This is a genomic window from Streptomyces sp. NBC_01515, from assembly GCF_045040345.1.
Lineage (GTDB): Bacteria > Actinomycetota > Actinomycetes > Streptomycetales > Streptomycetaceae > Streptomyces.
Genome location: NZ_CP109416.1, coordinates 11232997 through 11259115, shown reverse-complemented (window position 1 = coordinate 11259115; position 26119 = coordinate 11232997). Strand labels below are relative to the sequence as shown.

General features: G+C 73.0%; 25 protein-coding genes. 3 read left to right on the top strand and 22 right to left on the bottom strand.

What is annotated here, in order from left to right:
• Positions 1–9: 9 nt before the first annotated feature.
• From OG407_RS49805 to OG407_RS49715, 19 genes are all read right to left on the bottom strand, one after another.
• Positions 10–2046, bottom strand: coding sequence for an ATP-binding protein (locus OG407_RS49805; protein WP_405868141.1), 2037 nt, complete (start codon positions 2044–2046; stop codon positions 10–12).
• A gap of 1 nt (position 2047) precedes the next feature.
• Positions 2048–3628 (bottom strand): hypothetical protein, encoded by a 1581-nt coding sequence (locus OG407_RS49800; protein ID WP_405868139.1) that lies wholly within the window; start codon positions 3626–3628, stop codon positions 2048–2050.
• Positions 3625–4965: a hypothetical protein gene (locus tag OG407_RS49795; RefSeq protein ID WP_405868137.1), complete on the bottom strand. Its 1341-nt coding sequence runs from the start codon at positions 4963–4965 to the stop codon at positions 3625–3627. Before OG407_RS49795 ends, OG407_RS49800 begins: the two co-directional genes overlap by 4 nt.
• Positions 4962–6938: a hypothetical protein gene (locus OG407_RS49790; protein WP_405868135.1), complete on the bottom strand. Its 1977-nt coding sequence runs from the start codon at positions 6936–6938 to the stop codon at positions 4962–4964. Before OG407_RS49790 ends, OG407_RS49795 begins: the two co-directional genes overlap by 4 nt.
• 17 nt (positions 6939–6955) lie before the next feature.
• Positions 6956–9307 (bottom strand): phage tail protein, encoded by a 2352-nt coding sequence (locus OG407_RS49785; RefSeq protein ID WP_405868133.1) that lies wholly within the window; start codon positions 9305–9307, stop codon positions 6956–6958.
• Positions 9308–9361: 54 nt separating this feature from the next.
• A complete protein-coding gene (locus tag OG407_RS49780) occupies positions 9362–11746 on the bottom strand; it encodes a putative baseplate assembly protein (RefSeq protein ID WP_405868131.1) in 2385 nt (794 codons plus the stop codon).
• Positions 11743–12150: a GPW/gp25 family protein gene (locus OG407_RS49775; protein WP_405868129.1), complete on the bottom strand. Its 408-nt coding sequence runs from the start codon at positions 12148–12150 to the stop codon at positions 11743–11745. Before OG407_RS49775 ends, OG407_RS49780 begins: the two co-directional genes overlap by 4 nt.
• On the bottom strand, positions 12147–12905 hold the full coding sequence (locus tag OG407_RS49770) for a hypothetical protein (RefSeq protein ID WP_405868127.1): 759 nt from the start codon (positions 12903–12905) through the stop codon (positions 12147–12149). Before OG407_RS49770 ends, OG407_RS49775 begins: the two co-directional genes overlap by 4 nt.
• The gene (locus tag OG407_RS49765) at positions 12902–13567 is read right to left on the bottom strand and encodes a phage baseplate assembly protein V (protein ID WP_405868125.1); all 666 of its coding nucleotides are present in this window, start codon (positions 13565–13567) and stop codon (positions 12902–12904) included. The genes OG407_RS49770 and OG407_RS49765 overlap by 4 nt, the downstream gene beginning before the upstream one ends.
• On the bottom strand, positions 13564–14646 hold the full coding sequence (locus tag OG407_RS49760; protein WP_405868123.1) for a phage late control D family protein: 1083 nt from the start codon (positions 14644–14646) through the stop codon (positions 13564–13566). The genes OG407_RS49765 and OG407_RS49760 overlap by 4 nt, the downstream gene beginning before the upstream one ends.
• Positions 14647–14649: 3 nt before the next feature.
• Positions 14650–14829: a hypothetical protein gene (locus tag OG407_RS49755; RefSeq protein ID WP_405868121.1), complete on the bottom strand. Its 180-nt coding sequence runs from the start codon at positions 14827–14829 to the stop codon at positions 14650–14652.
• 20 nt (positions 14830–14849) lie between these two features.
• Positions 14850–15605 (bottom strand): LysM peptidoglycan-binding domain-containing protein, encoded by a 756-nt coding sequence (locus OG407_RS49750; protein ID WP_405868119.1) that lies wholly within the window; start codon positions 15603–15605, stop codon positions 14850–14852.
• Positions 15605–16138: a phage tail protein gene (locus OG407_RS49745; protein ID WP_405868117.1), complete on the bottom strand. Its 534-nt coding sequence runs from the start codon at positions 16136–16138 to the stop codon at positions 15605–15607. The genes OG407_RS49750 and OG407_RS49745 overlap by 1 nt, the downstream gene beginning before the upstream one ends.
• A gap of 2 nt (positions 16139–16140) precedes the next feature.
• The gene (locus tag OG407_RS49740; protein ID WP_405868115.1) at positions 16141–18243 is read right to left on the bottom strand and encodes a hypothetical protein; all 2103 of its coding nucleotides are present in this window, start codon (positions 18241–18243) and stop codon (positions 16141–16143) included.
• A gap of 8 nt (positions 18244–18251) precedes the next feature.
• Positions 18252–18707 carry a phage tail protein gene (locus OG407_RS49735; RefSeq protein ID WP_405868113.1) on the bottom strand — a complete coding sequence of 152 codons (456 nt, stop codon included), beginning with the start codon at positions 18705–18707 and terminating at the stop codon, positions 18252–18254.
• Between the two features lie 20 nt (positions 18708–18727).
• Positions 18728–20632: a phage tail sheath family protein gene (locus OG407_RS49730; protein ID WP_405868111.1), complete on the bottom strand. Its 1905-nt coding sequence runs from the start codon at positions 20630–20632 to the stop codon at positions 18728–18730.
• A 109-nt stretch (positions 20633–20741) separates the two neighbouring features.
• Positions 20742–21545 carry a hypothetical protein gene (locus OG407_RS49725; RefSeq protein WP_405868109.1) on the bottom strand — a complete coding sequence of 268 codons (804 nt, stop codon included), beginning with the start codon at positions 21543–21545 and terminating at the stop codon, positions 20742–20744.
• Entirely contained in the window at positions 21545–22120 is a 576-nt protein-coding gene (locus OG407_RS49720) for a DUF4255 domain-containing protein (protein WP_405868107.1), read from the bottom strand. Before OG407_RS49720 ends, OG407_RS49725 begins: the two co-directional genes overlap by 1 nt.
• A gap of 157 nt (positions 22121–22277) precedes the next feature.
• The gene (locus OG407_RS49715) at positions 22278–22760 is read right to left on the bottom strand and encodes a hypothetical protein (protein ID WP_405868105.1); all 483 of its coding nucleotides are present in this window, start codon (positions 22758–22760) and stop codon (positions 22278–22280) included.
• Between OG407_RS49715 and OG407_RS49710 the strand changes: the two genes are divergently transcribed.
• Positions 22755–22985, top strand: a complete 231-nt coding sequence (locus tag OG407_RS49710; RefSeq protein WP_405868103.1) for a hypothetical protein — start codon at positions 22755–22757, stop codon at positions 22983–22985. The two genes, OG407_RS49715 and OG407_RS49710, sit on opposite strands and share 6 nt — an antisense overlap.
• Here OG407_RS49710 and OG407_RS49705 read toward each other — a convergent pair.
• Positions 22960–23277: an ArsR/SmtB family transcription factor gene (locus tag OG407_RS49705; protein WP_405868101.1), complete on the bottom strand. Its 318-nt coding sequence runs from the start codon at positions 23275–23277 to the stop codon at positions 22960–22962. The two genes, OG407_RS49710 and OG407_RS49705, sit on opposite strands and share 26 nt — an antisense overlap.
• A 349-nt stretch (positions 23278–23626) precedes the next feature.
• Here OG407_RS49705 and OG407_RS49700 point away from each other — a divergent pair, with 349 nt between their 5' ends.
• Positions 23627–24046, top strand: coding sequence for a hypothetical protein (locus OG407_RS49700; protein WP_405868099.1), 420 nt, complete (start codon positions 23627–23629; stop codon positions 24044–24046).
• Between the two features lie 117 nt (positions 24047–24163).
• Positions 24164–24343, top strand: a complete 180-nt coding sequence (locus OG407_RS49695; RefSeq protein WP_405868097.1) for a hypothetical protein — start codon at positions 24164–24166, stop codon at positions 24341–24343.
• Positions 24344–24945: 602 nt separating this feature from the next.
• On the opposite strand, the gene OG407_RS49690 is transcribed toward OG407_RS49695, so the two are convergent.
• Positions 24946–25776, bottom strand: coding sequence for a glycoside hydrolase domain-containing protein (locus tag OG407_RS49690; protein WP_405868095.1), 831 nt, complete (start codon positions 25774–25776; stop codon positions 24946–24948).
• Between the two features lie 97 nt (positions 25777–25873).
• Positions 25874–26047, bottom strand: coding sequence for a hypothetical protein (locus OG407_RS49685; RefSeq protein WP_019070528.1), 174 nt, complete (start codon positions 26045–26047; stop codon positions 25874–25876).
• Between the last annotated feature and the right edge of the window lie 72 nt (positions 26048–26119).

Sequence of the window (26119 nt, the reverse complement as noted above, 5' to 3'; positions counted from 1 at the left end):
GCCTCGTCATCATCGTGCGGCCCCCAGCCGGCTCGGCAGCGGGCAGGAGGCGCCGGAGCGCCGGTACTCGCGGCGCACCGCCTCGGTGAGGTCGTCGTCGCCAACGGGCGTGCCGCGCTCCAGGCAGCGGAGGATCGCGTGCAGCGCGGCGTTGCGGATCTGCCCGCCCGTCAGCTCGCACCGGCGGGCGACCTCGGACAGGACGGCGGGGGCGACCCCGTGCTCGCGGGGCAGGTGCCCCGACCAGAGCCGCAGGCGCAGTTCGGCGTCGGGCGGTACGAAGTCGACGGTCACGTCCATGCGGCGCAGGAACGCCTGGTCGATCCGGTTGCCCGCGTTCGTGGTGACCACGACGACGCCCTCGAACGTCTCCAGCCGCTGCAACAGGAAGTCGGTCTCCAGGTTCGCGTACCGGTCGTTGGCGTTGCCGACGTCGGTGCGGCGGGTCATCAGCGCGTCGCCCTCGTCGAGGAGCAGCAGGACGTCCAACTCCTCAGCGCGGCCGAGCAGTTGGTCGAGGTTGCGTTCGGTCTCGCCGATGTACTTGTTGACGACGGCGGCCAGGTTCACCCGGAAGACGTCCAGTCCGAGGGTCGCGGCGAGGTGGCGGGCGGCGAGGGTCTTGCCGGTGCCGCTCGGTCCGCCGAAGAGGGCGCGTACGCCCCGGTTGGGACCGCCGTGACCGCCGCGGGCGACCGTCGTGAGGCGTTCGCGGTGCCGGCAGCGCAGGACGAGGGTGCGCAGTTCGGCCTCCGCCGCCCCGCTGAGGACCGGCGGGTCGGTGGTCGGCAGCGGGGCCAGGGGCGTGGCGAGGGTCTCCAGGCTCTGCCGGTTGAGGGTGCGGGTCGCGGCGGCGACGTCGGCCGGTGTGACCGACGTCCGGCCGGCGGCGCGTGCCGCGGCGATGGCTACGGGCGCCGCCCGGTGGATGTCGCCGGGCGTGAGCAGGAAGCGGTCCGCGATGGAGTCAAGGGTGTCCGCATCGCCGGCCGCTCCGAGGCCCTGCCAGAGGCGGCGGCGGTCCGCCGCGCCGCACGGTCCGAGGGCGACGGTCAGCGCCGGGTCGAGGGCGTCGCCGGTCACGCCGCCGGTACGGCCGAGGACGACCCCGAGCGGCTGCTCGACGCCGGGCAGCCGGGGCAGGGCGACGGTCTCGCCGGGCGCGGGGGCGCAGCGGACGACCGGGAGCACGTCGCCGATCGAGGCGAGGGCGCCGAACAGCCGCCAGGCGTCGTCGTCTGGCCGTCCGTCGTAGACGAGCAGATCCCGGTCCAGCGCGGCGGCCAGCGACCCGAGCAGCGTGGTCCGCCCGGAGCCCGCCATCCCGCGGACGACCACCGCGGCGAGGGAGCCGTCCCGCAGCAGCGCGGGCAGCCCCGGTACGACGGCCTCGGCCTCGGGGGCGAGGACCACCGCGTCCAGCGCGGGGAATCCGGTCCGTGGCCGGTGGGTCAGGCCCGCCGGGAGCGAGCCGGGCCGGATCCGGCCGGTGCGCAGCAGGTCCCACACCGGCACCGGAACGCGCACGACCCACTCCGAGCGCGGGTCGCCGGGATTGCCGACGTGCAGCAGCCCGCGGCCGACCAAGTTCTGTACGCGGTCGGTGAGTTCGGCGGTGGGCTGCGCGTCGTCGGCGAGCAGCCAGCTGAGCAGGCCGACGCAGGGCCGCCGCGACGGCAGGGGGTCCTGGAGGTGGGCGAAGAGCGCGCCGAAGCGGATGTCCTCCTCGATCAGCCCGGCCGCCGCGAGGACGAGCGCGTCGGCGGGGTCGAGCGCCAACGAGTGCGTAGGGAAAAGGACTTGGGACGGATTCCGGTCGGCCGGGTCCGTGCGGTGGGCGCGGTACTCGTCGAGCCAGGGCGGGTTCGCCGCGGGGTCCGAGGCGGTGTGCGGGGATTCGGCGAGCCGCCGCAGTATCCGGTCGAGCAGGTCGCGGTTCAGGGGGGCGGTGTGGGCAGTTGACCGATGCTCCGGCGGATCGTCCCTCAACGGGCCTTCTCCTGGCGGGTGTTCTGCCGGATCGGCGACCGGCTGGGTCGTGAGCATCTCAACTGCCTCCGTCGAAGTGGAAGGCGATGATCCGGCCCAGCGCGGGAACCCAGCCCGGGTCCTGGTCCAGCCCGCACGACCGGGCGGTGAGGTCGATCTGCTCCAGCCCCAGGACGACGTCCACGTGGGTCCGGCCGACGACCAGCGTCCCGGGCTGGGCGAACACCTGTGGTAGGAGGCCGTGGCGGGCGAGCAGTTCGTGCAGCCGATCGGCGAACCCCTCAGGCCCGACAGGCGACGGCAACGACGGTTCGCGGCCGTCGAGTTCGGCCAGGATCCCCCAGACCGGGTCCTCCGGTCCGGTGCCGTGCCCGGGCCCGGCCGGCGGCGCGCCGAGCAGTGCCCTGCCGAGCGCTTCGAGGGTCCCCCACCCGGACCCGGGCTCCGGGGCGTCGAGGCGCGGCAGGCCCAGCCAGGTCATCAGGTTGACCGCGTAGAACAGCGTGGCGAACCGGCTCTCGACGGGCATGCCCCAGCCGCTCCAGCGCGGCCGCGCGGGCGCGGCGGGCGGGCGTACGTCCGGGACCGCGCCGGCTGGGCGATGGGCGGCGCCGCGGACCGATCGGAGGCGGGACGGTGCGTCGGCTGGCCCCGGGACGGCCTCGCCCACTGGCAGGGCGCCGGCGGGCACGTCGGCCGGGTGCTGGACGGCATCGCTCACCGAGGTCGTACCGGTCCGGCTGAGCGCCACGGGCCACGCCTCGGCCGCCCGGCCCCGCACCGCGGGCCCTCCGCCGGTCATCCGCTGTGCCGTAGACCTCGCATCGGCCCTGTCCCCCGCCGTCCGCCACGCGGCGCCCGCCTCACGCCCGCCCTGGCTCCCGCCCGCCGCCCACGGCGTAACCGCCAAGGTCAGCCCGAGCCTCAGGAGCGCCTGGCCCGCAGGCCGCAGAGCCGTGGTGGCCTCCGCCCGATCCGGCGGGAGGGCTCGCCGCCGGTCCGCCGACGCCGGGACGTCCGGGTCGTCCAAGCCCTCCAGGCCAGCGCCAGCGGAAGCGGGCCCGGTCGCGGGCCCGAACGCCGCGGCCGGGGCGCGAAAAACCGCCCGTACCGCGTCGAGTACCGCCAGCGCCTGCCCGTCGGACAGCAGCCCGACCGCCGCCTCGGCGAGCGCCGGTGACCGCCGGGCGAAGTGGGCCAGCGTCGCGGGGACCCAGGTCGGCCGGTCGAGCCAGAGCCGGGCCAGCGCGGCCCCGGCTCCCGCCCCGGCGCCGACCCCCGCGTCGGCCGGGCCCGTCCGGGCCGACGCGGGCCAGTACCAGCGGTCGGCCGCACGGCCGTTGACCAGGTCGGCCGTCAGGCAGGACATCGCCTCGACCTCGTCGCTGAACACGACCGCCGGGCAATCCGACGGCACCGGGCCGAGCGCGGGCCGGGCCGCGCCCCTGCGCAGGGCGGCGACGCGCTCCCCTGCCGTGCGGGGGTCCGCGGCGGGCACGGTCAGCCGCCGGATCACCAGCACGGACCGGTCCGGCGCCGGGGGCGCGAGGTCGAGCGCGCGGACGGCGGCGTACCCGTCGGACGATCCGTCGCGGGCGCGACGCAGCCGCATCCGGGCGACGCGCACGGTGTCGCTCATGTGGCGCCGCCCGCTGGCGCGTCAGCGGTCGGCGCGTCAGCCTTCCCTGTCCCCGCCGACGCGCTCGTGGAGCGGCTGCCCCCCGCCCAGGGAATGTCCGTCATGAACACCACGGTGACGGGCCTCGCGGAGGCGTCGCGGTTCTCGCGGATCCAGTAGAACGTCAGCGGCCGCGGGCCCTCGCTCTCGAAGACGGTCGGCACCGGCGGGAGCTGCCAGGACTGACGCAGGGCGTAGTCGGCGTCCGCCCAGGAGATGGTGCCGCCCTCCCAGGCCAGCCCGTCGAAGAATTCCCAGGGGTTGAACACGGAGTCCGTGGCGGCGGAGGCCGGGGTGGCGACTCCGGGGGTTCCTGCTGCTGGGGCGGCGGTCGAGACGATGGTGCTGTCGATGAATTCGGCGGGCAGGAAGCCCACCGGGGGCAGCAGCCCGAAGATGGGCGGGGCCTGGGTGAAGCCCGCCAGACCGCTGGCGGCGATCTGGGCGATCTGGTCCTGGAACTGCAGGAACCGGGCCTGCCCGTCGGCGTCGCGCCGGTCCGCCACCGCCGCCGACCACGGCGAGGGCACCGGATCGGGCGTGGTGATCCTGCGCCGGGCCGACCAGTTGTCGAGGTCGACGACGCCCTGGCCGGTCCACCGGAAGACCGCCAGCGGCACGTCCAGGTCGGTGAGGTCCGCCGGGGAGAGCCGGTCGAACCCGGAGTACGCGGGGTCGAAGTCGAACGGGTGGATCGCCAGGTCCGCCAACTGGTCGGTGCCGTAGCACCAATGGGCCGTCAGGTTCCTGAGGTTCTGGTCGGTGGCGGCGATGCCCCCGACCGTGGTCAGCGCGGGCAGCGTGATCGCCCGGATCTCCACCCCTTCCGCGGTCCAACGGGCCGCGCAGCCGGGCGACATGGCGCTGTCCGGCGGCGCGGCCAGCGGCGACTGCCCCTGCGCCTGCTGGACCGGACGGGCCGTCAGCAGGTAGACCCCGGCGGCGACGGTGGTGGTGCCGCCGCTCGTCGATCCCGAACAGCGGCTGAACGTCGCGGAGTTGACGGTGCCGTTGGCAGCGGTGAGGTTCAGCGGCAGCGTGAGCGTCCTCGGTGCGACGACCGCCTGCCCGGAGGGGCTGATGCCCACTCCCGCCGCGATGGTGAGGGTGGTGGCCGCCGCCGTCACCCAGAGTCCGTTGACGATGCCGCTGCCGACGGCCTGCCCGATGCGGGTGTCCCGGGCGAGCAGGCTGGCCTGGCCGGTGGCCAGGTCCTCGGCGGTCAGCAGGCGGCCGTTGACGTAGTTCGGCAGCAGCGCGCCGCCGGTGAAGTCCGATCCGATCGTCTGGCTGGTCATCGCTTCTGGCTCCGCCCACTGGCTGCCTTCGCGGCGGCGGTCCTGGTGCGGGTGACCCTCTTGGCGGCGGGCTCGGCGGCGGGCTCGGGCTCCGGACCCGCGTCGTCCGGAGCCGCGACCCGGTGGAACGCGACGATGCTGGAATCACCCGGGTCCCAGCCGGTGAACTCGATGCCGCCGCTGCCGATCCAGTCGGCCAGCCCGGTACTCCCCGAGGTCGGGCTCGCGACGCCGAAGCCCTCCGCCGGGAAGACGAACCGGACGTACGCCGGGAACGGGCGGTTGTTGGGCGGCACCTCCGTCGTGACGGTCCAGACGTTGCCGTACAGCGGGTCCTGGGTGAGGCCGCTGACCGTCAGCGGGTTGCCGGTGAGCTCGTCGAACGCCCGCACTTGCGGCGTCTCCGCGATCATGTCGTCCCGGGCGCCCCGGGGTTCGGGGTGGAACCACAGCTCGAAGCTCAGCTGCTGGTCCGTCGCGCCGGTGTCGGTGATCGTGACGAACTCGGCGCCGGTGACCGCTGCCACGGGCGCCGGTGTGACGGCCGACGACAGGCTGGGCTGCGCGTCTCCGGCCAGCGTCGAGACGACGGTCGGCCCGGTGACCGTGGTGTAGGCGAGGACGTCTCCGCCGGTCGGGGTCGTGTTGAGGAAGCGGCTCCCGTTTTCCTCGCGCCACCGGTTGAGGGTCGAGTTGCCGCCGATGAGAACGGAGTCGGAGCCGAAGAGCACCCGCAGTTGCTGGCCGGTGGTGAACTTGACGCCGGCCGGAGGGGTCAGCGTCCAGACGTTGGCGAAGTTCGGGGGGTCCGAGGGGAGGTTCTTGGCGGTCACCGTGAACGCCGCGGAGGCGCCGGACTCCGTGACGACCTGGACCGGCCCGACCAGGGTGACCGGGCGGTCCAGGTGGAACCAGGCGTCGATGGTGAAGGCGCTCGCCGTGGGCGCGGAGGGCACGAGCGTGACCAGTTCGATCGGCTCGCTGGGCGTCGCATAGGGCGAGGGCAGTTCCTGGATCAGCTGGGTGTTCAGTACGGTCGGCCGGCCCGGGTCGAAGGTGTTGGCCGAGAAGAGGTCGGGGTCGGCGGGGTTGAACGGGGGCCAGACGCCGGTGCTGAAGCGGACGGCCCCGAGCAGGATCGCGGGGTCCGACGACTCCGGCGGGGCGAGGAGATCCGGTTCGAGCTGCGGCCTGATCTCGCTGACCCAGATGGCGAAGATCTGGTCCCAAGTGGCCAGCGCCCGCTCCCTGCTGACCTGGTAGACCACGGGGATCTCCGACGGCTGCGACTGATCGATGTCGCCCGGCCCGTTCGGCGCCTGGGCGGGCAGGGCGCGTACCGCGTCGATCAGCGCGTTCTCGTCCGGCAGGGCGGGATCGTACTCGTCGACCAGGACGGTGGAGGCCAGGAGCCGGCCGAGCCTGCGGTCGCTGTCCCAGCGGGGCATCGCCGGGGGGTCCCAGCGCAGTTCGATGTTCCAGGAGTCGCGGATCCTGGACGGCACCTGGCTCTGATCGCCGCCGCAGGTCTGGCCCGGCAGCGGCACGAGGGCGTCCAGGCAGGTGGCGTAGCTCGCGACGACGTAGACGGGCACATCCCCGCAGCCGTCGCCGTGCGCGGTGACGATGCCGGGCTGGGCTTGTTCCTGGGCCAGCACCCAGGGCAGCAGCCGGATGCACTGGGCCTCGCGGAGGACGAACTCCCGTCCCCACTGGTCGATCCCGGCTCCGGGGCTGACGGCGACGGTGAAGTCGATGGTGCTGTCGGCGGGCCGGGCGACGGTCACGTTCAGCCCGTAGCTCGTGCCGAAGCCGTGCAGCGTACGGCGGAGCCGGTAGTCCTTCTCCTGCAGATACAGCTGTTCCTGGAGGAACTCGTCGAGGCCGAGCACCATCCCGTAGGAGTAGTTGACCCGCTGGTCGGGGCTCAGCGTTCCGGTGGACAGGGAGACGCAGGGTTCGGTGGCGGTCATCGCAGGGTTCTCCTGGGCTACAGGGCGGGCAGGGCGCCGATCCGGTCGCGATCGCTCACGAGCCGGTCGGTGATGTCGAAGGGATAGGCGTAGCCGAGGTAACCCCCGGCGAGCAGGCTGCCGCCGGTGACCATCGGCGTGAACGACGGTCCGCGGCGGAGCACGGTGTCGAGGCCGAGCAGGGTCCGGCCGATCGCGAACTGCTCGTCCTGGCGGCGCAGTCCGAATCCGGTGTGGGCGGGCTTGGCGGCCGCCACGATGCGGTTCACCATGGCCTCGGCGTCGGCCGTGAGCCCCGCGGGGACGAGCACGTCGAACCGGTGGGCCGATCCGCGGACCCGGGCCAGCGGATCGGGGGCGGCCTGGCCCGGCGGCGAGCCGGTGTCGCGGGTCAGGAACCGCTCGACCACCCGGACGCCGGACCCGGACGCCGCGCCGACCGGGTCGAAGACGCGCTCGTCCACGACCGGGTCGAGGTACACCCGCAGGGTCGCCAGCAGACCGGGGACGGTGCCGCGGCGGCGGTAGAAGGCGTCGACGTGCCGGATCAGGAAGCGGCGCCGTGCGGTGTCCCACAGCGGGTCGAGGGCGAGCCCGAACCACGCGGCGAGCCACGGCAGGTCGGCGGTGGGCGCGGTGCGGGCGTCGAGCAGCAGGTGGGAGTGCTCGATGCGTTCCTCAAGGGCGGTGTAGAGGCCCTCGGGGTTGGCGAGGAAGCGTTCCAGGAACCGGTCCGGGTCCTGGCTCTCCGTGTAGACCGCGGGCAGGTAGTGCTCGGGGTAGGAGAACCGGGGGTACCAGGCGCGCAGCGAGCGGATCAGCGGCGAGGAGCGGCCGGTGCCGGTGAGGACGACCTCCAGCTGGAGGTAGCGGCCGGTCACCCCCTGGAACAGCAGCTCCCAGGTGCCGGTGCCGTCGGGCAGCGTGCCGTCGGCCTGCCGCCGGTCGGCCCAGACGTCGAGCCAGGGCAGTTCGGGGCCGTCGGAGCGCTGGTACGGGACCGGTTGGGCGAGCCATGGCTGCTGGGTCAGCAGCGCCGGGTCGTCGCCGGCGCGGGCCCGGATACTGACGCCGGTGCCGGTCGGGATCTGGGCGTCGAGGAGGAGCCGGTGCCATACGCATCCGGGGAGGCGGCTGTCGAAGGTCTCGCCCGGGATCGCCCCGGCGGTCCCGGCCGGGGTCACCAGCGTCGCGCTGGGGGCGAACCGGCACTCGGTGAAGACCTCCAGGGAGATCCAGCGTTCCCCGAAGTCGTACCAGGCGCCGGGACCCGAGCGGACCAGGGCCCGTCCGGCCCAGCGGCGCATCGGCAGGAAGTCGTCGCGTGCCCGGACCTGGCCGGTGTCGGGGTCGAGGGTGAACGCGATCACCTGCTCACCCTCGGCGTCGCCCACGTACAGGACGGGCGGCGGCAGCGGGCCGGTCGCGGGCGGGCCCGCCAGGTAGCAGAAGTCGTGGCCGAGCAGCGAGTACAGCGTCGGTGTGTCCGTGGGGTCCCGCGGGTCGATGACCTGGACGACGTCGTCCATCGGGGTCGTCCAGCGCAGTTGATCGCCGTCGTAGCGGTACAGCGTGGAGTAGCCGCGGTCGGCGTCGGCGTCCAGGATCAGCGCGCTGTCGTCGGGGCCGGGTTCGATGGCGACGGCGTGCAGGGGGGCCGAGTCGGCGTCGAGCAGTGCGGCGGGCCGGGGGCCGCACAGCCGCAGGTGCTCGTCGAGCCGCCAGTAGCAGGCGTGCTCGGCGTCGAGTACGAGTGCGCCGCCGTCGGCGGTGTCGGCGAGGTCCCACGGGGTGAACGCGGCGGGGTCGGGCCACAGTAGCCGCATGGGCGCCCCGCCGGCGCGCAGGTCGAAGGCGAGCAGTCCGGCCTCGGCGGGCGTCCCCTGGCTGCGGTAGCCGACGAGCAGGTAGTGGCGGGTGGTGACCGCCAGCCCTTGCAGCAGGAGGTCCACCGGCGGGCAGGGGCCGACGTGGCCGAATGTGGCGGGGTCGGCGGTCCGGCAGGCGCAGTTCGCCGCCAGGTCGTCGACGGACCACCAGGTGGAGGCGGCGTGCGCGGATGCGGCCCGCCCGCGGATGGTGCGCCGGTCGGCGTCGATCCAGTACCAGTTGCCGTAGCCGTCGCGGCCCGCGCCGCGCCGGGCACCGGGGTCGATCGGCGGGGTGCGGCCCGCGCGCCGGAACAGCGGGGTGTCCCGGCGCAGCCGCAGCACCCCGAGGTCGGGGTCGTACTCCCAGTCGGTGCTCGCCGTCGTCGGCGCGGGGTCCGCCCACGCCTCGGCCAGGGTGCGTCCCGAGGCCGTGTCGACGCAGCGGCCCCAGTCGTCGATCCCGTTGACGACGTGGTACTGGGAACCCTGGACGTCCATGGCACTCCTGTCCTTTCACGGTGTTCGGGGCGTAGGGGCGGTGCTGACGGCCGGTCAGCAGGTGTCGGGGACGACCGGGACGGGCACCTGGGTCGGCGGCGCGGGCTGGCTGCCCCCGGTCAGTCCGGCCGGGTCCGGCGCGGTCCCGGAGGTCACGGTGACGGTCGCGGCGGGCAGCCGCAGTCCGCTGATCGGCACGGAGTCGACCGGCGAGACCACGGATCCGTCGGCGTCGGTCATGGCGATCAGGACGGAGTCGACGTACCGCACCCCCGCGACGCGGGTGGCGATCGCCTCGATGTCCTGCGGCCGTACGTCCACGCCCAGCGGCCAGCCGGTGCCGGCGGCGTCCGGTGTGACGAGCCCGTCGTCGGCGGCGGTCGTGGGCAGCCCACCGGTCAGCGGGGACAGGAACGCCGACACGGCCTGGGTGACGGCCTGTTCGACGGCCGAGGGCACCTGGCCGGGGAGGGTGGCGATGCCGACGGAGACCCAGATCGGCTGGTACTCCGGTCCGCGGACGTGCAGTTCGGTGGTGACGAGCCGCCGGGGGTCGAGCCAGCCGCACACCGTGTCGAGGAACTGCCGGTCGGGCGAGGGGTTCTGCGGTCGCAGCGGGTCCGAGCGGGGTACGACGAGTACGGTCACCATGCCCGGCCAGTTCTGCGGCAGGTCGGCGCGGTCGGGGTTGAACAGCGGCAGCACCTCGACCCTGCCGAGGTCCACCCCGGGGGTCCGCCGGGTGAGGTCCCGGAAGTCGTCGGCGGTGACGAGCCGGTCGCGGTGGCGCAGCCAGCGGGTGACGGCGCTCTCGCCGTCGGCGGCCGACTCCCCGTCGCCCGCGCCCCAGGTCGGCACGGGGTTGGTGACGCTGAAACCGCCGGGCAGCACGGCGCTCTTGCTGATTCCGCCGATCGCCACCCGCCCCTGGAGTCCGCCGCCGGAGGAGTACGAGGCGCGGATCGCGGCTCCGCGCGGCGGGCGCAGCCCGGACAGGCCGTTGCCGAAGGTGAGCAGTCCGGGGGCGCGGTCCAGGGTGAAGACGGTGTCGTCGGGGGCCGCGGCGTAGATGTCGTCGAGCTCGGACCAGGCGTGCCAGGTGCCGTCGGCGTCCTGCACCTCGACGGTGAGGCCGCCGGGCGCGGTGTCGCCGAGGACGGGGGTCCTGGCCAGTGTGAAGGTCTGGAACGGCGTGCCGGTGCCGATGCCGACGCTTTCGGCCTGGATCCGCACGGACTGCACCGCCCGGGTCGCGTTGACGCCCAGCCAGGTGATCCGGCTGGTGGGCCCGTGGTCCGCGGCCGACAGCGCCGCCAGGGTCGTGGGGTCGCCGATGCCGTCCCGGGATCCGTCCTGGCAACCGCATCCGCATCCGCAGCCGGCGGTTCCGCTTCCCGTGCCGGTGCCGGACGCGGAGGATTGCAGGCGCACCCGGATCCAGCTGACCAGGCGGGCCGTCACGGCGGCGTCGTCCACGCGGGGCGGGAAGTCGCCGGTGCCCTCCACCTCGGGGTCGAACGCCCAGAGCAGCAGCTGCTCGTACGGCGGCAGCGTGACCTGGACGAGGCCGGGCCGGTCGAGGACCGCCTCGGCGTAGGTGACGGGCAGCCGGGTGTAGCGGGCGGGGCCGACGCCGAAGCCGGGGCCGGACAGACCGGACGGGTCGGGTTCTGGCGCCGCGATCTCGAAGACCAGCCCGGGGTCGGCGGACGGGGTGCCGGTCTGCTGGGGAAGCAGGACCTGGCCGGGGGTCTGCGTCGCCGGGTAGACGCCGATGGACAGGCTCTGGCCGGCGATCGCCCGCCGCACCGCGTCCGGGTCGGCGTTCTTGGGGCCCAGCAGCGCGACCCACAGGGAGCGGTCGATGGTGCCGCCCGTCTGGTCGGCCAGATCGACGACCGGGTCCGGCTTGCCGGTGGCGGGCGGGTCGAGCGACACCGGCTTGTAGAAGGTGAGGACGTCGGTGTCGGCTTCCAGGAAGGTCTGGTAGATGAGCTTGTAGCGGTCCCGGGTGGCCTGGTCGAGGGCACTCTGCGGCTGCTTGTAGTACACCGCCGCCGTGACGGGGAGTACGGCCATGGGGACGGCGGTGCTGAACGGCACCTGCCCGGCCTTGAGTTCGGTGCCGACGGACACGGCCAGCGGCGGGGTGAGCGGTCCCTTGTCGTTGCCGAGGGTGACGAGGCCGACCCCGGGGCTCGGCGGCTGGAGGGCGATGCCCAGCATGCTGAGGAACTTGAGCCGGTTCGCCTCGGGGATCCGGTTGCCGCGGTAGAGCAGGTTCTCGGTGAGGAAGGCGAACAGTTCGAGGATGGTGACGCCGGGGTCGCTCTCGTTGAGGTTGGTCCACTCCGGGGTGTGCACCGGGACCCGGGCCAGTGCCTCCCGGACGAGCTGGTCGAAGGAACGGTCGTCGAGCACCGGGATCTGAATCGTCACGGCTGGTCCTGGCCTTCCGCGCTGAGGGTCATCTGCAGCCGCTCGCGGGCGCTGGTAGCGATCAGGGTGTAGGTGATGGTGAGGTCGACGTCGCGCGGGTCGGCGGCGTTGACCTGGGCGTCCACGTCGTCCAGCCGGACGCGCGGCTCCCACCGGGTCAGGGAGCGCCGTACGTCCTCGACGATCAGCCGGAGCGTCGCGACCGTGTTCGGCTCGAACAGGTACCGGTCGAGCCCGCACCCGAAGCCGGGCCGCTCGACCCGTTCCCCGGGACGCGTGCGCAGGATCGTGACGATGCACTCCCGTACGTTGGCCTCGCCCGCGGACCAGACCATGCCGCCGTCCGGGCCGACCCGGGGCGGGAACGAGACGCCCTGTCCGTAGAGCGCCGCCGGTGTGGTCATGAGGCCGGTCCTTTCGTGAGGGCCGCCGACGGCCGCACCGGGGCGTCCCGGTCGCGCGGGCCGGCCAGCTCGAACGGGTGCGTCGGCGCACTGATCACCGGCCCGCAGGGGTCGCGGACCAGGACGGCGCGGATGACGTAGGTCGTGGTGACGTCGTCGGCGACGGTGTCGCCGCCCGACACCGGGATGTAGCCGTAGAAGACCGTGCGGGCGGATGGCTGTCCCGCGGCCATGCCGAGGGTGGCCGCCGCGGTGCCCGGCGCGGCGAACGCGGCCACCGGCGCGCGGTGCAGGGGCAGTTCCCGCTCGCCGGGCACCAGCGCGTCGGCCGTGGCGGCCTGCCAGGTCCCGGGGTCGGTGGCGCTGGGCACGAAGCCCTTCTCGGCGCCCTGCCCGATCCGGCGCAGGACGAACAACACCCGTTCGCCCAGGGCGGGTTGTACGGCGTGGTCGGGGATTCCCGGGCGGCGGCAGGCGAGCGTCGCCACCACGAGGTAGTACCTCCGGCTCCGCGACGTGAACAGCCGGTACGAGCCGTCCTCGGCGGACCGCTCCGGCAGCGTGCCGGGCAGGTCGGCCGGGGACCGTCCGTCAGCGCCGCCCAGGACGGACAGGAAGTCGGCGAGGAAGGAGTCGGTCCGCAGCTCGGCGATCCACGGGCGCAGGAACTCCTCGCTCGCGGTGCCGACGGTCCCGGCCGTCCACAGCGGAGCGGGGGCGAGCCAGCGCGGTGTCTCGCGTCCGGCGGCGCTCATGTGGCGTTCCCGGCGCCGGACGTGTACATCGCGGCCACCACCGAGTTGGCGATGATCGTGTCGCACTGGATCGCCCCGGAGTCGGCCCACATCGCCGAACTGACCGTCGCCGAGCCCGCGTCGATCTCCAGCGTGGCGGCGCTGATGGAGAGCTTGCCGGCGGCGGTGAGGGTGATGCCGGCCGGTGCCATCTCCAGCGTGTTGCCGCTGGCGTCGGCGAGCCGGATCGTGCTGCCTCCGTCCTCCAGGCTCACCGTCTGGCCGCCGGGGGTCCGCAGCGACAGCGTCACGGCGCCGTCGGTGTCGTCGAGGGTGATCCGGACGCCGGTCCGGGAGACGATCGACTTGACGTTGTTGTCGGAGTCCATCGACTCGGGCGGGGCATCCTGGCCGTTCCACAGCGCACCGACCACGTAGGGCCAGTCCGGGTCGCCGCCGCCGAAGCCGACCAGCACCTCGTCGCCGGTCTCCGGGACGAACCAGGTGCCCCGGCCGCCGCCCGCCATGGTGGTCGCGACCCGGGCCCACACCGCATACTCCTCGCTCCCGGCGTCCGGCGACCAGGGCAGCCGCACCTTGACCCGGCCCTGCCCGTCGGGGTCCTGGTTGTCGCTGACCACGGCGGGATACACACCGAAGTAGGCCGCGTTGTCCGGGTTCATCGCGCGGCCCCCAGTCCGGCCCGCTCGACGTCGAACTCGGTGCGGTAGCCGAGCGCGAGGTCGTAGCTGTGGCGGACCCGGCAGACCGCGTAGTCGCCGTCGAAGGCGGCACCGAGGCCGGTGAGGGTCACCCGCACGCCGACCCGCAGGGCTGGGTTGCCCGCCGTGGTGCCCGTCCCGCACACGAACCGCCTGGCCCGTGCGAGGTAGGCGGCCCGGGCCAGGGCCCGCGCGTCGTCGGCGGCCAGTGGGGCCGACCGTACGATCCGTTCGTCGCGGTCGCCGAACGCCGAGGCCAGCAGATCGGACCCGGCACGCTGGCCGGTGCCCAGTTCGGCCGCCAGGTCCGCGGAGTCGGCGGTCTCGTTGATGGCGGCCTTGTCGGTGACCGACCAGCCGGTCACCGCGACCTGGGTGACCTGGTCCGCCAGGTCGGCGCGGGCGGAGAAGGACAGCAGGTCGTCGCCGTAGCCGAGGGTGACCGTCGTGTCCTGCCGGTCGGGGCGGCGGCGGACCCGCAGCGTGGTTCCGTCGAGCCAGACCTCGCCGTCGTCGGACCGGGCCAGTTCGCGCAGCAGGGCCAGGTCGCTGCGGTTGAGTTGGGCGGTGACCTTGCGGGCCGGGCCGTCCAGTTGCACGTCCGCGGTGAGGCCGTGGTCGCGGGCGAGGCGGTCGGTGACGTCCGCGGTGGTGGAGTCGTCGAAGGTCCGGGTGCGCCGGGCCATGCGCAGGTCCTGGAGGCGGTCCTCGGCGAGGACCAGCGCCCGGGCGGGGCCGTCGGCGGGGTAGTCGGCCTGCAGGGCGCTGACCCGGCCGGCGAAGACCTCGTGGTCGGTGCCGTCCGCGGCGAAGGACACCGACAGGGCGGTGCCGAAGCCGATCGGGTCGCCGCTCAGGTAGAGGTAGTCCTGCGCGGAGCCGCGGGCGCCCCAGTTGCTGAACACGGCCTCGCACCAGGACATGCCGGCGGTTGTCTCCTCGACCGTCAGCGCCATCAGATCGCTCATGGCGCCGGGGTCGGCCGTCCCGTTCAGGGCGATGGCCGGGGTGGACACGTACGCGGCGGATTGTGGGCTCATGGCTCAGTCCGCCAGCAGCCGGTGCTCGCGCGCGAGGGTCTCGCGGTGCCAGTGGCGCAGCCGCTCACCGAGGTCCGCGGCCGGACGGTCCGGCCGCTGCCCGGCGGCGGCGCCGGCGTCCGGGTCCGGTCCCGCCGGGGCGGCCGGCTCCAGGATCTCCAGCTCGTTGATGTCGATGCGCACGGGTGGTCAGTCCTTCCTGCTCACGGGGTACGGACGCTCGGGTCGAGGATGGTCCCCGGCGGCAGCAGCCGCGGGTTGTCGATGCCGTTGGCGGCGGCGATGGTCTTCCACGAGACCCCGGCGCCGGAGCGGGCCGCGATCGCCTGGACGCTGTCCCCGGCCTGGCTCAGCGTCAGCGGTGTGGTGCCGACCGGGGCGCCGGTGGCGGCCGCGGTGGTGCCGGAGGGCGCGGTGGCGGTCGCCGGGGCCGCGCTGATCCCGGCGGCGGCGCCGAAGGGCACCGGCGCGGCCTGCGCCGGCCGGGCGCCGGCCGGGTCGGGCTGCTTGACGTCGGAGAGCGTCATCTTCACCGACGCCCGCAGCGGGATCCCGGTCGCGGAGAAGAAGTCGATGGTCTGGGTCAGGGTCTGCACGGCGCCGAAGAAGACGAACCCGCCCCAGCTGAACCGGGCCACCCGGCGGGCCGGGGCGGCGCTCCCCCGCGAGACGTCCGGCAGGGTGAGCGCCACGATCGGCTGGGTCCTGTCGGTGACCGGCGTCCCGGTGGCCGTGGTGTCGAAGGTGAGGTCGACGCCGAGCGTCGTCGACTGGCCGGTCTGCTGGGCGGCGAACTTGCTCCACGTGCCCGACGTGATGACCGCGTTGGCGCCGGTGACGCCCGTCGGGGTGTAGGTGAGCTGCAGGCTCGCCGGGTCGAAGTCGACAGTGAGGCCGCCACTGTTGTCCACGGCCTGCCAGGCGACGGGGTCCCATTCGGTGATGTTCGCCGTGCCCATCAGCCCGCACCTCCGCCGACCGAGACCGTGGCCGGGCCGGCGGGCGCGGTGCCGGGCCCGGGGTCGTCCGGCAGCCCGATGTCGAGGCGTTCGTAGACGAGCCCGAGCTCCTCGACGGCGACCAGGCCGTCCCGGGCGTTGAGCCCCGGGGCGCGCATCCGCACCGGCAGGCAGCCGGTCAGGGTGAACCGCAGCGCGGGAGTCCCGTCAGCCGCCCGCATGGTGACGTGGCCGTGCGCGGTGAGCACGGAACCGGGCCGCGTGCCGAGTGTGAACCACCGCCAGAGCTGGAGGTTGTCCGTCATGCCGCGCTTGAGCGTCAACTGCCCATAGGTGACCGGGCCGATGAGGTGGATCTGGCGGTCGTTCATCCCCCCGACGGCGAGCGTCCTGGGCTGCATCGTCATCTCCAGCCCGTCGCATTCGGCGAAGGCCGCGTCGCACAGCGGACCGGCGAGGTCGGCGGTCTCGGTGTCGAGGTCGAGGACGACGTCGAACCGGAAGGCGGTGAAGGGCGGGTCGATGGCTGTCATCGTCAGTTCTCCCGTACGTCGAGCAGGCCCTCGCCCGAGCGGACCAGGCTGATGGTGATGAACTCGACCGGATCGCTCGGCGCGACCTGGAGGGTGACGACCACCGCGCCCTCGCCCCCGTCGGCGGTCGCCACCTGGTACGCCCGGAAGGCGCCCGCGGCGGCCATCGCGGCCAGGATCTGCTCGAACCTCATCCGGACCAGCTGCCGGAACCGGTCGTCGTCGGTCTGGAAGGTGTAGCGGCGGCCCTGCGCGAGCGCGGTCTTGCGGAGCAGGATCAGCAGGCGGCGCACCGACAGCTGGAGCAGCGCCGGGTCGTCCGACAGGGTGTGCGCGCTCACCGCGCTGATGGTCCCGGGCCGTTGGCGCAGCAGGTTGGCGTGCGCGTCGAAAAGCCGGGCGGACTCGGCACCGTTGAGGACGGGGGCGAGCTGGACCGGGCCGCGCATCGGCAGGTTCGCCGGAGCGAGCCAGGCGCCGCGGGCCAGTTCGCGCGCCGCGATCGTCCCGGCGACCATGCCGTCGGGCGGCACCGAACGCAGCGGCGCCGAGGACAGGGGATCGGTCTCCAGCACGCGCAGCCACGGGTGCCAGTAGCCCGCGTAGCTCAGCGGCGAGGTGCCGGACGTCCCGGCGTCGGCCAACTGCGGGCGTGCGACGAGTTGTTGACGCCAGCTCAGCACCTGGTCGGTGCCGAAGTGCGCCGGGACGCTGAGCAGCGCCACCTGGTCGCCGCGCGCCGCGCACATCGTCACCAGCGCGGCCTGGACGTCGAGCAGCCCCGCCTCGTCGTACCCGGCCGGATCGTCCAGCACTGGCGGGCCGGACGCCGCCGGGGACCAGCCGAGGTGGGCCGCGTCGGGCACGGCGACCAGCGCGACCTCCTCGACGTCCAGCAGGGCGTGGATGCCGGTGAGCCGCCTGGGGGTCGGCGACAGGACGCTGAGCTGCGCCGCGTTCTCGACCAGGTCGTACACGGTCGCCGACGCCAGGTCGGGGTCGGTGAAGGAGCGTACGGGGAAGGTGGCGAGGTCGTCGGACCCGGCGCTCTGGTCGGGGCCGTCCGGTGCGGCCGGGTCGGCTGTGTCCGTGAGGACGCCGGGCGGGTCCATCCCGACGGGCACGACGAGCCCGGTCGCGGCGGCCGTCGTGGCGTCGGCGTCCGCGCGCAGCAGCATGGACCGGCTGGTGTCGGGCGTGGGATCGCCGGCGGGCTGCATCACGTCCGTCCAGACCGGCCGCGTCGTCCCGGCGGCCGGCCCGGCGGGCGGGGTCGCGGCGGCGTTGAAGGCGAGGTCCGTCCGCCGGTCCAGCAGCAGGGAGCCGTCGGCGCGGCGTTGCCGGGTGATCAGGTCCATCCGCAGCAACGCGGCCGATGCGAGGGCGAGTTCGGCGGGCAGGCCGTCGAGCGCGCCCGGGTCGGGCCGGTCGGCGGTGGCCGGATCCGCTCCGGTGAGGTAGGGCACTTCGGCGTCCATGGTCACCGTCAAGGTGCCGGGCGCCAGGGCCCGTACCCGCGTGTAGAGCAGCGGACGGTCCGGGCCGAGGTCCAGCCGGATCAGGTCGCCGGGCTGGAGCGGGACGGCCGAGCCCGCCGCCAGCACGAGCCGTCCCGGGTCGATGGCGGTGGCCCGCCGGTACGGGGCCTCGAACGCCAGGGGGCGGAGCAGGAGTTGGGTGCCCAGTTCCAGGCCGTCCGACCAGGCGCCGGGCCAGGCGGCCTCGGCGGCGGCCCCGGAGTCGGTGCCGTCGGGCTGCCAGATTCGCAGTCCCGGCACCGTCCAACGGGCGGGCCGGGCGTTCGGGCCTGCGACGCGGACGACGTGGCAGCGCCGTCCGCCGTTGTCGAAGAACGCCCTGACCGCCCCGGGGAGGCGGGCGTGCACCGGCAGGCCCGCGTCGGTGGCCAGCACCGACTCGCCGCCGAACACGGCCGCGTACTGGTTCACGTCCTCCACCGCGACCGGCAGGTCGAGGGGGCCGGTCTGCGCGAACCCGACGAACGCCGTGACGTCGAGGCGCAGCGGGCGGTCGGCGGCGGGCGGCCCGGGAGCGCTGTCGACGCCGGGCAGGCGCCCCTGGAAGGTGAGTATCGAGGCGGTCACGTCGCGGCCTACTCGATGCTCAGGTCTTCGACGGACAGGACGAGTTCCTCGACTGCGACCTCGGAGCCGGTCCTGGCGTTCAGGGCCGGCACGGTGTAGCGCAGGGGGCGCGCGTTGAGCAGGGTCCAGGTCATCACCGGGCCGTTGTGGGCCTCGTCCTGCAACGACACGTGCACGGTGCGCAGCAGGCTGTGGTCCCCGGTGCGGATCGCGTCTATCCACTGGTAGAGGTCGAGCGCGCCGAGCAGGCCGCGCTTGAAGGTGACGTCGCCGACCTTGTAGACGCCGTTCACCTTGACCGGGTGGTTGACCGGCGAGTTGCCGGCCCGGTACTCGCCGGAGGTCAGCTCGATGTTCATGCCGCTGACCTCCTGGAAGCCGCCGCGGACGGTGCTCGCGTCGCCGGTGGCGAAGTCGACGAGGAAGTTGAAACCGCCGTACGGGTTGTCGCGCTGGGTTGCCATTGCCCCTCCTCAGGGAATCGTCAGGCCGTCTGCGTCGCTGTCCACTGGCTGATCCGGAAGATGACGAACTCGGCGGGCTTGGCCGCCGCGACGCCGATCACGCAGATCAGCCGCCCGTTGTCCAGGTCGTCGGCGGTCATCGTCGAGGCGTCGCACCGGACGAAATACGCCTGCTCGGGCTTGGCGCCGAGCAGCGCCCCGCTCTTCCACTGGTTGAAAAGGAACCCCTCGACCGTGTGCCGGACGGCGTCCCACAGCGCGGGGCCGTTGACCTCGAAGACCACCCACCGGGTGCCCTCGTCGATCGACTTCTCCAGGAAGTTGAAGTACCTGCGGACGCTGAGGTACTTCCACTCCGGGTCGTCCGAGATCGTGCGGGCGCCCCAGGCGAGGAAGCCGGAACCGGGGAAGAAGCGCAGGCAGTTCACGCCCTGCGGGTTGAGCAGTTCCTGCTGCGCCTTGTTCAGCCGCGTCTCGAAGTCCAGGGCGGAGCGGACGACTTCGTTGGCCGGGGCCTTGATCACGCCGCGGTTGTTGTCGCTGCGCGCCCAGATCCCGGCCAGGTAGGCGGCGGGCGGCGCCTGGACGCGGCTGCCGTCGGTGGGGCTGCTCACCGTGATCCAGGGGTAGTACAGGGCGGCGTGCGTCGAGGACCGCTGGTTGCGGAAGTCCAGTGCCTGGCCGGGCAGTTGGCCCGGCGGGGTGTCGAGCGCGGCGACCCGGTAGACCATCCGCTCGCAGTGGTCGATCACCGAGTCGCCGATGGCGTGCGCCGCGTCCAGGTCCCCGGCCCCGGTGACCCAGCCGGTGGAGGAGCCGGGCGCGGCGACGATAGAGATGTCGTCCACCGACTCGAAGGCGACCAGCCCGTTGAACGGCAGCGCGGTGGGGTCGGCCTGGTAGTCGTCGAAGCCGACCGGATCCCCCTGGTAGACGGTGACGCCGGGGACCCTGCCGTCGGTGCCGCCGCCGAGGGTGACGACACGCTGCCGGGCGGCCAGTGCGGTGGTCGCCGCGCCGCTGGTCCGCAGGATGTCGCTGTCGAACAGGGCCAGCGCGATGGCCGTGGGCAGGCTGTCGGCCGGGGCGTCCGCGGCCACCAGGCCGTCCACGCCTTCGAGGGCGATCGGCACGGTGAGGGCGGCGCGGCGGGTGGGCGGGTTCGCGGTGAGGACGGTGCTGATGCCGGTGCCGACCGCCCGCGGGTCGAACCCGAACTCGCCGATCGCCTGCGGCGCCCCGAAGGCAGGCAGCCCCTGCGGGTCGACGGTCGGGTGCTGGACCTCGACCAGGGCGGTGAGCGGGTACACCGCGGTCGCCTCGTCGAGCGGCAGGTCGAAGCTGCCGACGAGGGTCCAGTCGCCCGTGGTGGTGTCACGGCGGACGACGAACACCCCGCTCTCGTCGGGGGACTGCCGCACGCCCCACACAGTGTCGAACTCCCGCACCCGGGTCAGGGTCTTGGTTCCGTCCGCGGTCGTCGTGAGGGCGCTGCTCCCGGCCCGGAGGGTGAAGACGACCCGCAGGTTCCCGGCCTGCCCGGGGAAGCGGGCCCGCACCGACAACTGGGCCGGTCCGGGGGTGTCCCGGGGCACGACGGCCAGGCCGTGATCCTGCGCGGGGGTGCCGGGCGCGGTGTAGTTGTACGTCCGCATGACGTAGAGGCTGCCGCCGCCCTCGTCGAAGAAGCCCTTGACGCCGAGCGCGAGGTAGTTGGGGAGCGGGCCGCTGCCGAAGTCGAGATCGACCGCGTCACCGTAGACGCGCGCGAAGTCCGCGTACGAGGTGAGCAGTTCGGGCCGTCCGCTGGTCGGACCGAACCGGGTGGGGCCTATGAAGGCCGCCGTGCTGGTGCTGACTCCCTGGATCGTCCGGGGGCCGGGTATCTCTTCGACGTACACACCGGGTGCTAGGTACTGGGGCATGCTCGGCTCGCCTCCGCGGCTGGTTCGACTGGGGTGGCATTCCTGCGGTTCGTGGGCGTCATCGGGATCGTGGGGTCATCGGGGGCACGGGGCATCGGGGGCCCAGAGGTCATCCGGACACCACCGTGAGCAGCAGCGTCACGGGGGCGCCGAAGACGAGCGTCTCGGTGACGGTCGGTATCGCTCCGCCGCCGGGGTCGATCCCCCCGGCCGCCTGGCCGAGGATTGAGTCCAGGTAGGGCGGCCCGGGTGCCGCCGGGGCCGCCGGGGTCCGCAGCGTGGCCGGCTCGCTGCGGACCCCGATGGTGAGCGGCCAGGTGACCGCACCGAGGCCCGCGCCGGCCGAAGATGCGCCGGGCAGGGCCGGCAGGGCCTCGGGGTAGGGGAGGTGGAGCAGGAACCTGCCGTCGGCGTCGCTGACGGTGGTGTACGGGACGGTGTCGGCGGCCACCTCGACCACGGCCCAGGCGACCGCACTCTGGTCGGCGGCCCGCAGTTCGCCCCGCACCACCGCCCAGCCGGACGGCGCCGGGCGGCCCGGCGCCGAGTACAGCGGCACCTCGACGGGCGCGCTCACCGGGACCTGGGCCAGCAGGGTGACCGGCAGATAGCGGCGCGCGTGGTCGGTCACCCGGACGGTGAACGGCTCGGGCGCGGCCGGGTCCGGCCAGTTCAGCGGGTCGCCGCCGGTCGAGTAGGCCCGCTCGTACGGGCGTTGCCCCGGCAGTCCGCCGAAACCCAGCAGGCTCGACACCGGCGACGGGACCGCGGGGTACGTCGTCGCCGGGTCGCTCCCCCGCCACGCGACCGCGCTCAGGCCGTCGCCGACGGCGGCGCCGCTGACCGCGTCGGCGCAGCGCAGCGCCAGCGGGGCGCGGTACGCGATCCGTTCGCGTTCGCCGAGGACGCCCATCAGCCGGCCGCCGTCGCCACGGACAGCTCTCGGACCTGGACGGGCGCGCCCTGCGGATCCACGAGGTCGGACTCGACGCGGACGACCCGCGCGATGTACGGCACGGACAACTGGAGGCTGCCTGGCAGTACCTGCCAGAGCAGGAAGACGTCGTTGTTGCTCAGCTCCATCGGCACCAGCTCGACGGTCTCCGCGGCCCGGAACACGCCCGGCGCGGCGGCATTGAGGAAGCCCGACGACAGCACGGGGTTGTCGGCGATCGCCCGCATCGCCCAGCCGAGCAGATCGTGCTCGGTGGAGGCGTCCTGCCCCCACGCGGTCAGCAGGAACGACACCCGCACGGGCAGCGGCCGCCGGTGGTCCGGCTCTGCCGACGGCAACGTGCGCTGCACCTGATCGACGTTCACCTGGTACACGAACACCGACACGCCCTGCGCCATCGGCGTGGAGAAGTCCTTGCCCTGGTACACCTCGAACCGCGGCTCGATCCCGCCCAGCAGCGCCGGCTGCCACGCCTGCTGCAACAACCGCGCGACCGCCTCGGCCACTGATCCGATCGACTGGTAGTTCGCCACCGCGCTGGTCCCTCCCTCGGCTCGTTCCCCGAAGGTGTCAGCCACCCCGTGACCACGCCGTCACGGGCGCGTCACGGCCGACTCAGGACCGCCGCGCCCGCCTGTGGTGTGGTGGAACCGAAATCCTTTGGGTGTAGCTCTGCTGCGGTGAGATCGTTCAGGCCGTCAGGCGGTAATCAGTCTGCTCTGGGTGGGGATAGAGGCGTGCGTGCTCTTGGTGCACGTGGTAGCGCCAGTAGGTGGTGAAGTCGCCGTTGCTGATGATCGCGCGGAGGTGGAGGAGGGCTTCGGCGCCGGGGACGCTCCATCGGCTTCCGGTGATCGCGAGGCGGTCGGCGACCAGATGCCTGGCCGCTCCCTCAATGACGCCGCTGCCGATCGGCCAGCCCTTGGCGAGGGCCTGGTCGTAGTGGAGGAAGGCGGCATTGTTGCTCAGGTAGCGGACGCGCCTGTCGATGGCGGTGCGTTGCTCGCCGGTCAGGTGGTGCTGGTCGGCCTCGGTGTTAAGGGCGGTGACGGTGTCGTCGGTGGCCCCGTTCAGGAGGCGGGCGGCGTGGGCGGCGACCCAGTCTTCGGCGTCAGGATCGGTGGGGGCGTAGAAGCAGCGGGCCGCTGACCAGAGCTTTTCCAGAACGTGCACGATGTCGAGGACAATGTGGATCCCTATGTCGCGGCGGGCGGCTTCGGCCTGGATCAGGTCGAGTTGGTGGCGGGCGCCGTCGACCAGGACGATCCTGTCGCGCCGGTGCTCAGGGTCGCGGGCTTCGGCCTGGGCGAAAGCGGAGGCGATGACCTGGCGTACCCGTTCGTCGCTCTCAGTGGCCCGGGCCGTCTCCGCGTCAGTCGTGCGGGGCCTTGCCGGTGACCCGGTGGTCGGCGTGGCTGAGCGCTTCCGTCACCAGTCGGCGCAGATGGCCGTCGCGCAGGCTGTAGTAGACGTGGCGGCCCTCACGCCGTGTCTCCACGAGCCCGGCGAGCCGTAGCTTCGCCAGGTGCTGGCTCGCGGCCGTCCGGGACGCCTCGCAACGCTCGGTCAGCGAACCGACGTCCGACTCCGCCTGGGCAAGCAGCCACAGCAGATGCAGCCGGGTCACGTCGGACAGCATCGCGAACACCTCGGTCGCCTCCGCGACACGCGCGCTGTCCCAGGCACGCACATGCGCATCAGACGCACGGCGCGGCTTCTGGGAGAAACGCGGCTTCCACAACCTCGCCGACCTCTGGCAGCAGCAGCGTTTCTCCCACCAGGAGGAAGAAGGCGACGGACCGACTCCGGCAGATCTCTGGTGCAATCCTGCAGTAGACCGTGGAGAGGTGCCACGGTCATGGGGTGAGGTGGTTCCACCACCAGGCGATGTCTGGGTATGGAGGTGGAGTGAGGCGCGGAGGGCCACGAGATCCGGGACGAGGATGTGGCCCGGCTGTCCCCGCTCAAGCACAAGAATCTGAATGTGCTCGGACAGCACTTCATCGAGCCGTAACCCGCAAGGACTGGAGATACCACGCATGAAGAAGACCCGTATATCCCTCGCTGGTGGAGCGGTGGCCGGGGTGCTGCTGCTGGGCGCCCTGGCGGCCAACGCCTCCGCCAATGAGGCACCCAGCCCTGCCGGCAGCGGGCAGGCCGAGAAGGCCGCGGTGCCGCCGGCGCCGCCCACCCCGGAGTGGGTCAACCCCGACGGCACGGTGGACGAGTCCAAGATGCCCGAAGAGCTGCCGCTGATCGGGGCGGTCGGCAAGGTGGTCAAGGACGCAGACGGCAAGACCCTCATGGTCAAGACGCGCGTCAAGATCGCGCAGTCCGGTGCGCCCCAGGCGCCCTTAGCCGGCCCCCGGGCCGGGGAGAAGCGGTCCACCAGCACGGACACAGAAGGCCGTAAGACGGAGACCGTCGAGGTCGAGGCGTCCGTTCCGCCCGCGCACTGACCTGACAAAGACGCCGGAGAAGAAGGGCACCGTATGAGCAGGCTGCTGGAAGCGGTGTGTGCGCTGACCGTGGGCGTCCTCGTTGCGCTCCTTGTATGAGGTGCTGACCCTGGCGCCGTGCGGGTGGCGTGGCGGGACGGCCAGCTGAGCGGTGTGACGGTCGTGTTCGTGGCGGCGTGTGCGCTGTGGCTGGTGCTGTGGCGCAGGCGAACCGGGCGCGGCTGGCCGGCATGGCCGCTTGTGGTGCTGCTGTGCGGTGCGGCTGTTGCGCTGGTCGTGGCGGCCATGACCGGTTGACCGACGCAGGCAGGTGGGGCTTCCCGTTCTTGTGGGCGGGGAGCCCCACTGGGGTTTTCGGGCTGGGACTGCTGGTAAGGATCTTGGCAAAAAGGGCAAGGGATCCCTGCTTGACGGCCGCTGTGTCGCTGACCTAGTCCGATACCGGGACGTCACACCTGTGATCACAGGGCTGCCCGGAACCGGTCCCTTACGCGAGGCCAGAAGTATCGAGCACGGCGCTGGAGGCCGTGCGGGCACCCGTCGAGCACAGCTTCACCCACCTCACGGCGTTCGTAGTCGCGAGCGAGGCGTCGGTGGTGCATGAGTCAGCCGAAGCGGGCAGGCAACTTTCTCGCCTTGGCGCGGCCCCGACCACCCGGCTCGGGTTCCAGGAGCGTTCCAATGCCCAGCCCCCTGAGGGCTGTTGCGATGACCAAGCCGCGCCGGACAACAGGGTCAGCACAGGGCGCTAAACCCAGACGAACGGCGGGGACGTGCGGCGCCGGTCATGTGTCGGACTGGAGGCCAAGGCCCGCCAGGCGCCACCTCGAAACCGTCACCAGGGGCGACGGGGCCAGTCAAGTCCACATGGCCGGCGGCGCTGCACGGCGGCACTCAAGTCAGCCGATGATGGCGACCGGGGCGTCCCAGGCATTGCGGTCGACGTTGATGGTGTAGCCGCCGCGGGTCTCCTTGCTGTTGGCCTTGTACTGGTGGCCGCGGCTGTGGTCGGTGTACAGCTTCGGGTCCCAGGGCCAGTCCTTGGTGGTGGTCTCCTGGCCGTTCCACAGGGCGTACCAGAGGTTGCCGGGCAGGTCCGTGCGGTTCTTGGCGGTGGCGATCGCCTTGGCACTGGAGCTGCTGAAGCCGTAGAGGCCCGCGCGGTAGGTCCTGGCGCGCAGGGTTTTGGTGAAGGACCGCACGTAGGTGAGGGTGGCGTCGTTGCATGCCTTGTCGGCGATGTCGTACGACTCCATGTTGAGGTAGATCGAACTGCCGGGCTTCATGCCGAGCGCCGACGCCTTGGCTACCGCGTCGTTGGCATTGGCAGCGCCTACCGAGGCGGCGGTGGCCGCGGTGAACCTCTCCTTGTTGAGGCTCTTCTGGCAGGGTGGCTGTGCGCCGACGTACAAGGGGATGATCCGCCAGCCGAGGGTGTCGACCGACTTCACCCAGGACTTGGTGAGGTTGGGCTGGGCGCAACCCCGGTTCTTGCCGCCGATGTAGACGGCGACGCCGCTGTAGTAGGCGTCCTTCTTCCACGCATTCATCGCGGTGAGCGAGGGCGCCGTGCAGGCGTCGAAGGCCCGGCCGGTGAAGGTCCTCTGCGCGGGCCACGTTGTGGCGGCCATCGAGGTCTGCGCCGCGATCCCGGCGCCGGACACGACGACAATGCCGGTCGTCGCCAGGGCGATGTAGCGGCCCTTTCTGGACAGCCGATGCTTCGGCATTTCCCCACCTCACAAGTATTCAATCGGCCAGGGCTGTTCCAGCCCAGGCGGATAACGAAAAGAGAAATCGGTGCGCTTTATGACGGCCGATCAGCGTTCAGCTTGCGGAGTTGCGGCCGATGAACCATACGGCCGCTCCTGCGACGACAGCGGCGAGGCCCAGCAGCAGGACAGGAAGGCCCGGGCCTGGAAGAACGTACATCGCTGCTCCGGCCGCTGTGAGAGCGACGCCGATCGACATCACCAGGACGCCGACGCGGGACTGGGACATTCTTATTGCTCCTTGGTTTTCACTGTTGAGAGGTGCTCGAGAAGTCAGGGCGGCTGCCCGGGCTGCTGACAA

Coding starts and splice junctions, on each gene's coding strand:
- OG407_RS49805 (WP_405868141.1), bottom strand. CDS start 2,046: ATGCTCACGACCCAGCCGGTCGCCGATCCGGCAGAACACCCGCCAGGA.
- OG407_RS49800 (WP_405868139.1), bottom strand. CDS start 3,628: ATGAGCGACACCGTGCGCGTCGCCCGGATGCGGCTGCGTCGCGCCCGC.
- OG407_RS49795 (WP_405868137.1), bottom strand. CDS start 4,965: ATGACCAGCCAGACGATCGGATCGGACTTCACCGGCGGCGCGCTGCTG.
- OG407_RS49790 (WP_405868135.1), bottom strand. CDS start 6,938: ATGACCGCCACCGAACCCTGCGTCTCCCTGTCCACCGGAACGCTGAGC.
- OG407_RS49785 (WP_405868133.1), bottom strand. CDS start 9,307: ATGGACGTCCAGGGTTCCCAGTACCACGTCGTCAACGGGATCGACGAC.
- OG407_RS49775 (WP_405868129.1), bottom strand. CDS start 12,150: ATGACCACACCGGCGGCGCTCTACGGACAGGGCGTCTCGTTCCCGCCC.
- OG407_RS49770 (WP_405868127.1), bottom strand. CDS start 12,905: ATGAGCGCCGCCGGACGCGAGACACCGCGCTGGCTCGCCCCCGCTCCG.
- OG407_RS49765 (WP_405868125.1), bottom strand. CDS start 13,567: ATGAACCCGGACAACGCGGCCTACTTCGGTGTGTATCCCGCCGTGGTC.
- OG407_RS49760 (WP_405868123.1), bottom strand. CDS start 14,646: ATGAGCCCACAATCCGCCGCGTACGTGTCCACCCCGGCCATCGCCCTG.
- OG407_RS49750 (WP_405868119.1), bottom strand. CDS start 15,605: ATGGGCACGGCGAACATCACCGAATGGGACCCCGTCGCCTGGCAGGCC.
- OG407_RS49745 (WP_405868117.1), bottom strand. CDS start 16,138: ATGACAGCCATCGACCCGCCCTTCACCGCCTTCCGGTTCGACGTCGTC.
- OG407_RS49735 (WP_405868113.1), bottom strand. CDS start 18,707: ATGGCAACCCAGCGCGACAACCCGTACGGCGGTTTCAACTTCCTCGTC.
- OG407_RS49730 (WP_405868111.1), bottom strand. CDS start 20,632: ATGCCCCAGTACCTAGCACCCGGTGTGTACGTCGAAGAGATACCCGGC.
- OG407_RS49725 (WP_405868109.1), bottom strand. CDS start 21,545: ATGGGCGTCCTCGGCGAACGCGAACGGATCGCGTACCGCGCCCCGCTG.
- OG407_RS49700 (WP_405868099.1), top strand. CDS start 23,627: ATGAAGAAGACCCGTATATCCCTCGCTGGTGGAGCGGTGGCCGGGGTG.
- OG407_RS49690 (WP_405868095.1), bottom strand. CDS start 25,776: ATGCCGAAGCATCGGCTGTCCAGAAAGGGCCGCTACATCGCCCTGGCG.
- OG407_RS49685 (WP_019070528.1), bottom strand. CDS start 26,047: ATGTCCCAGTCCCGCGTCGGCGTCCTGGTGATGTCGATCGGCGTCGCT.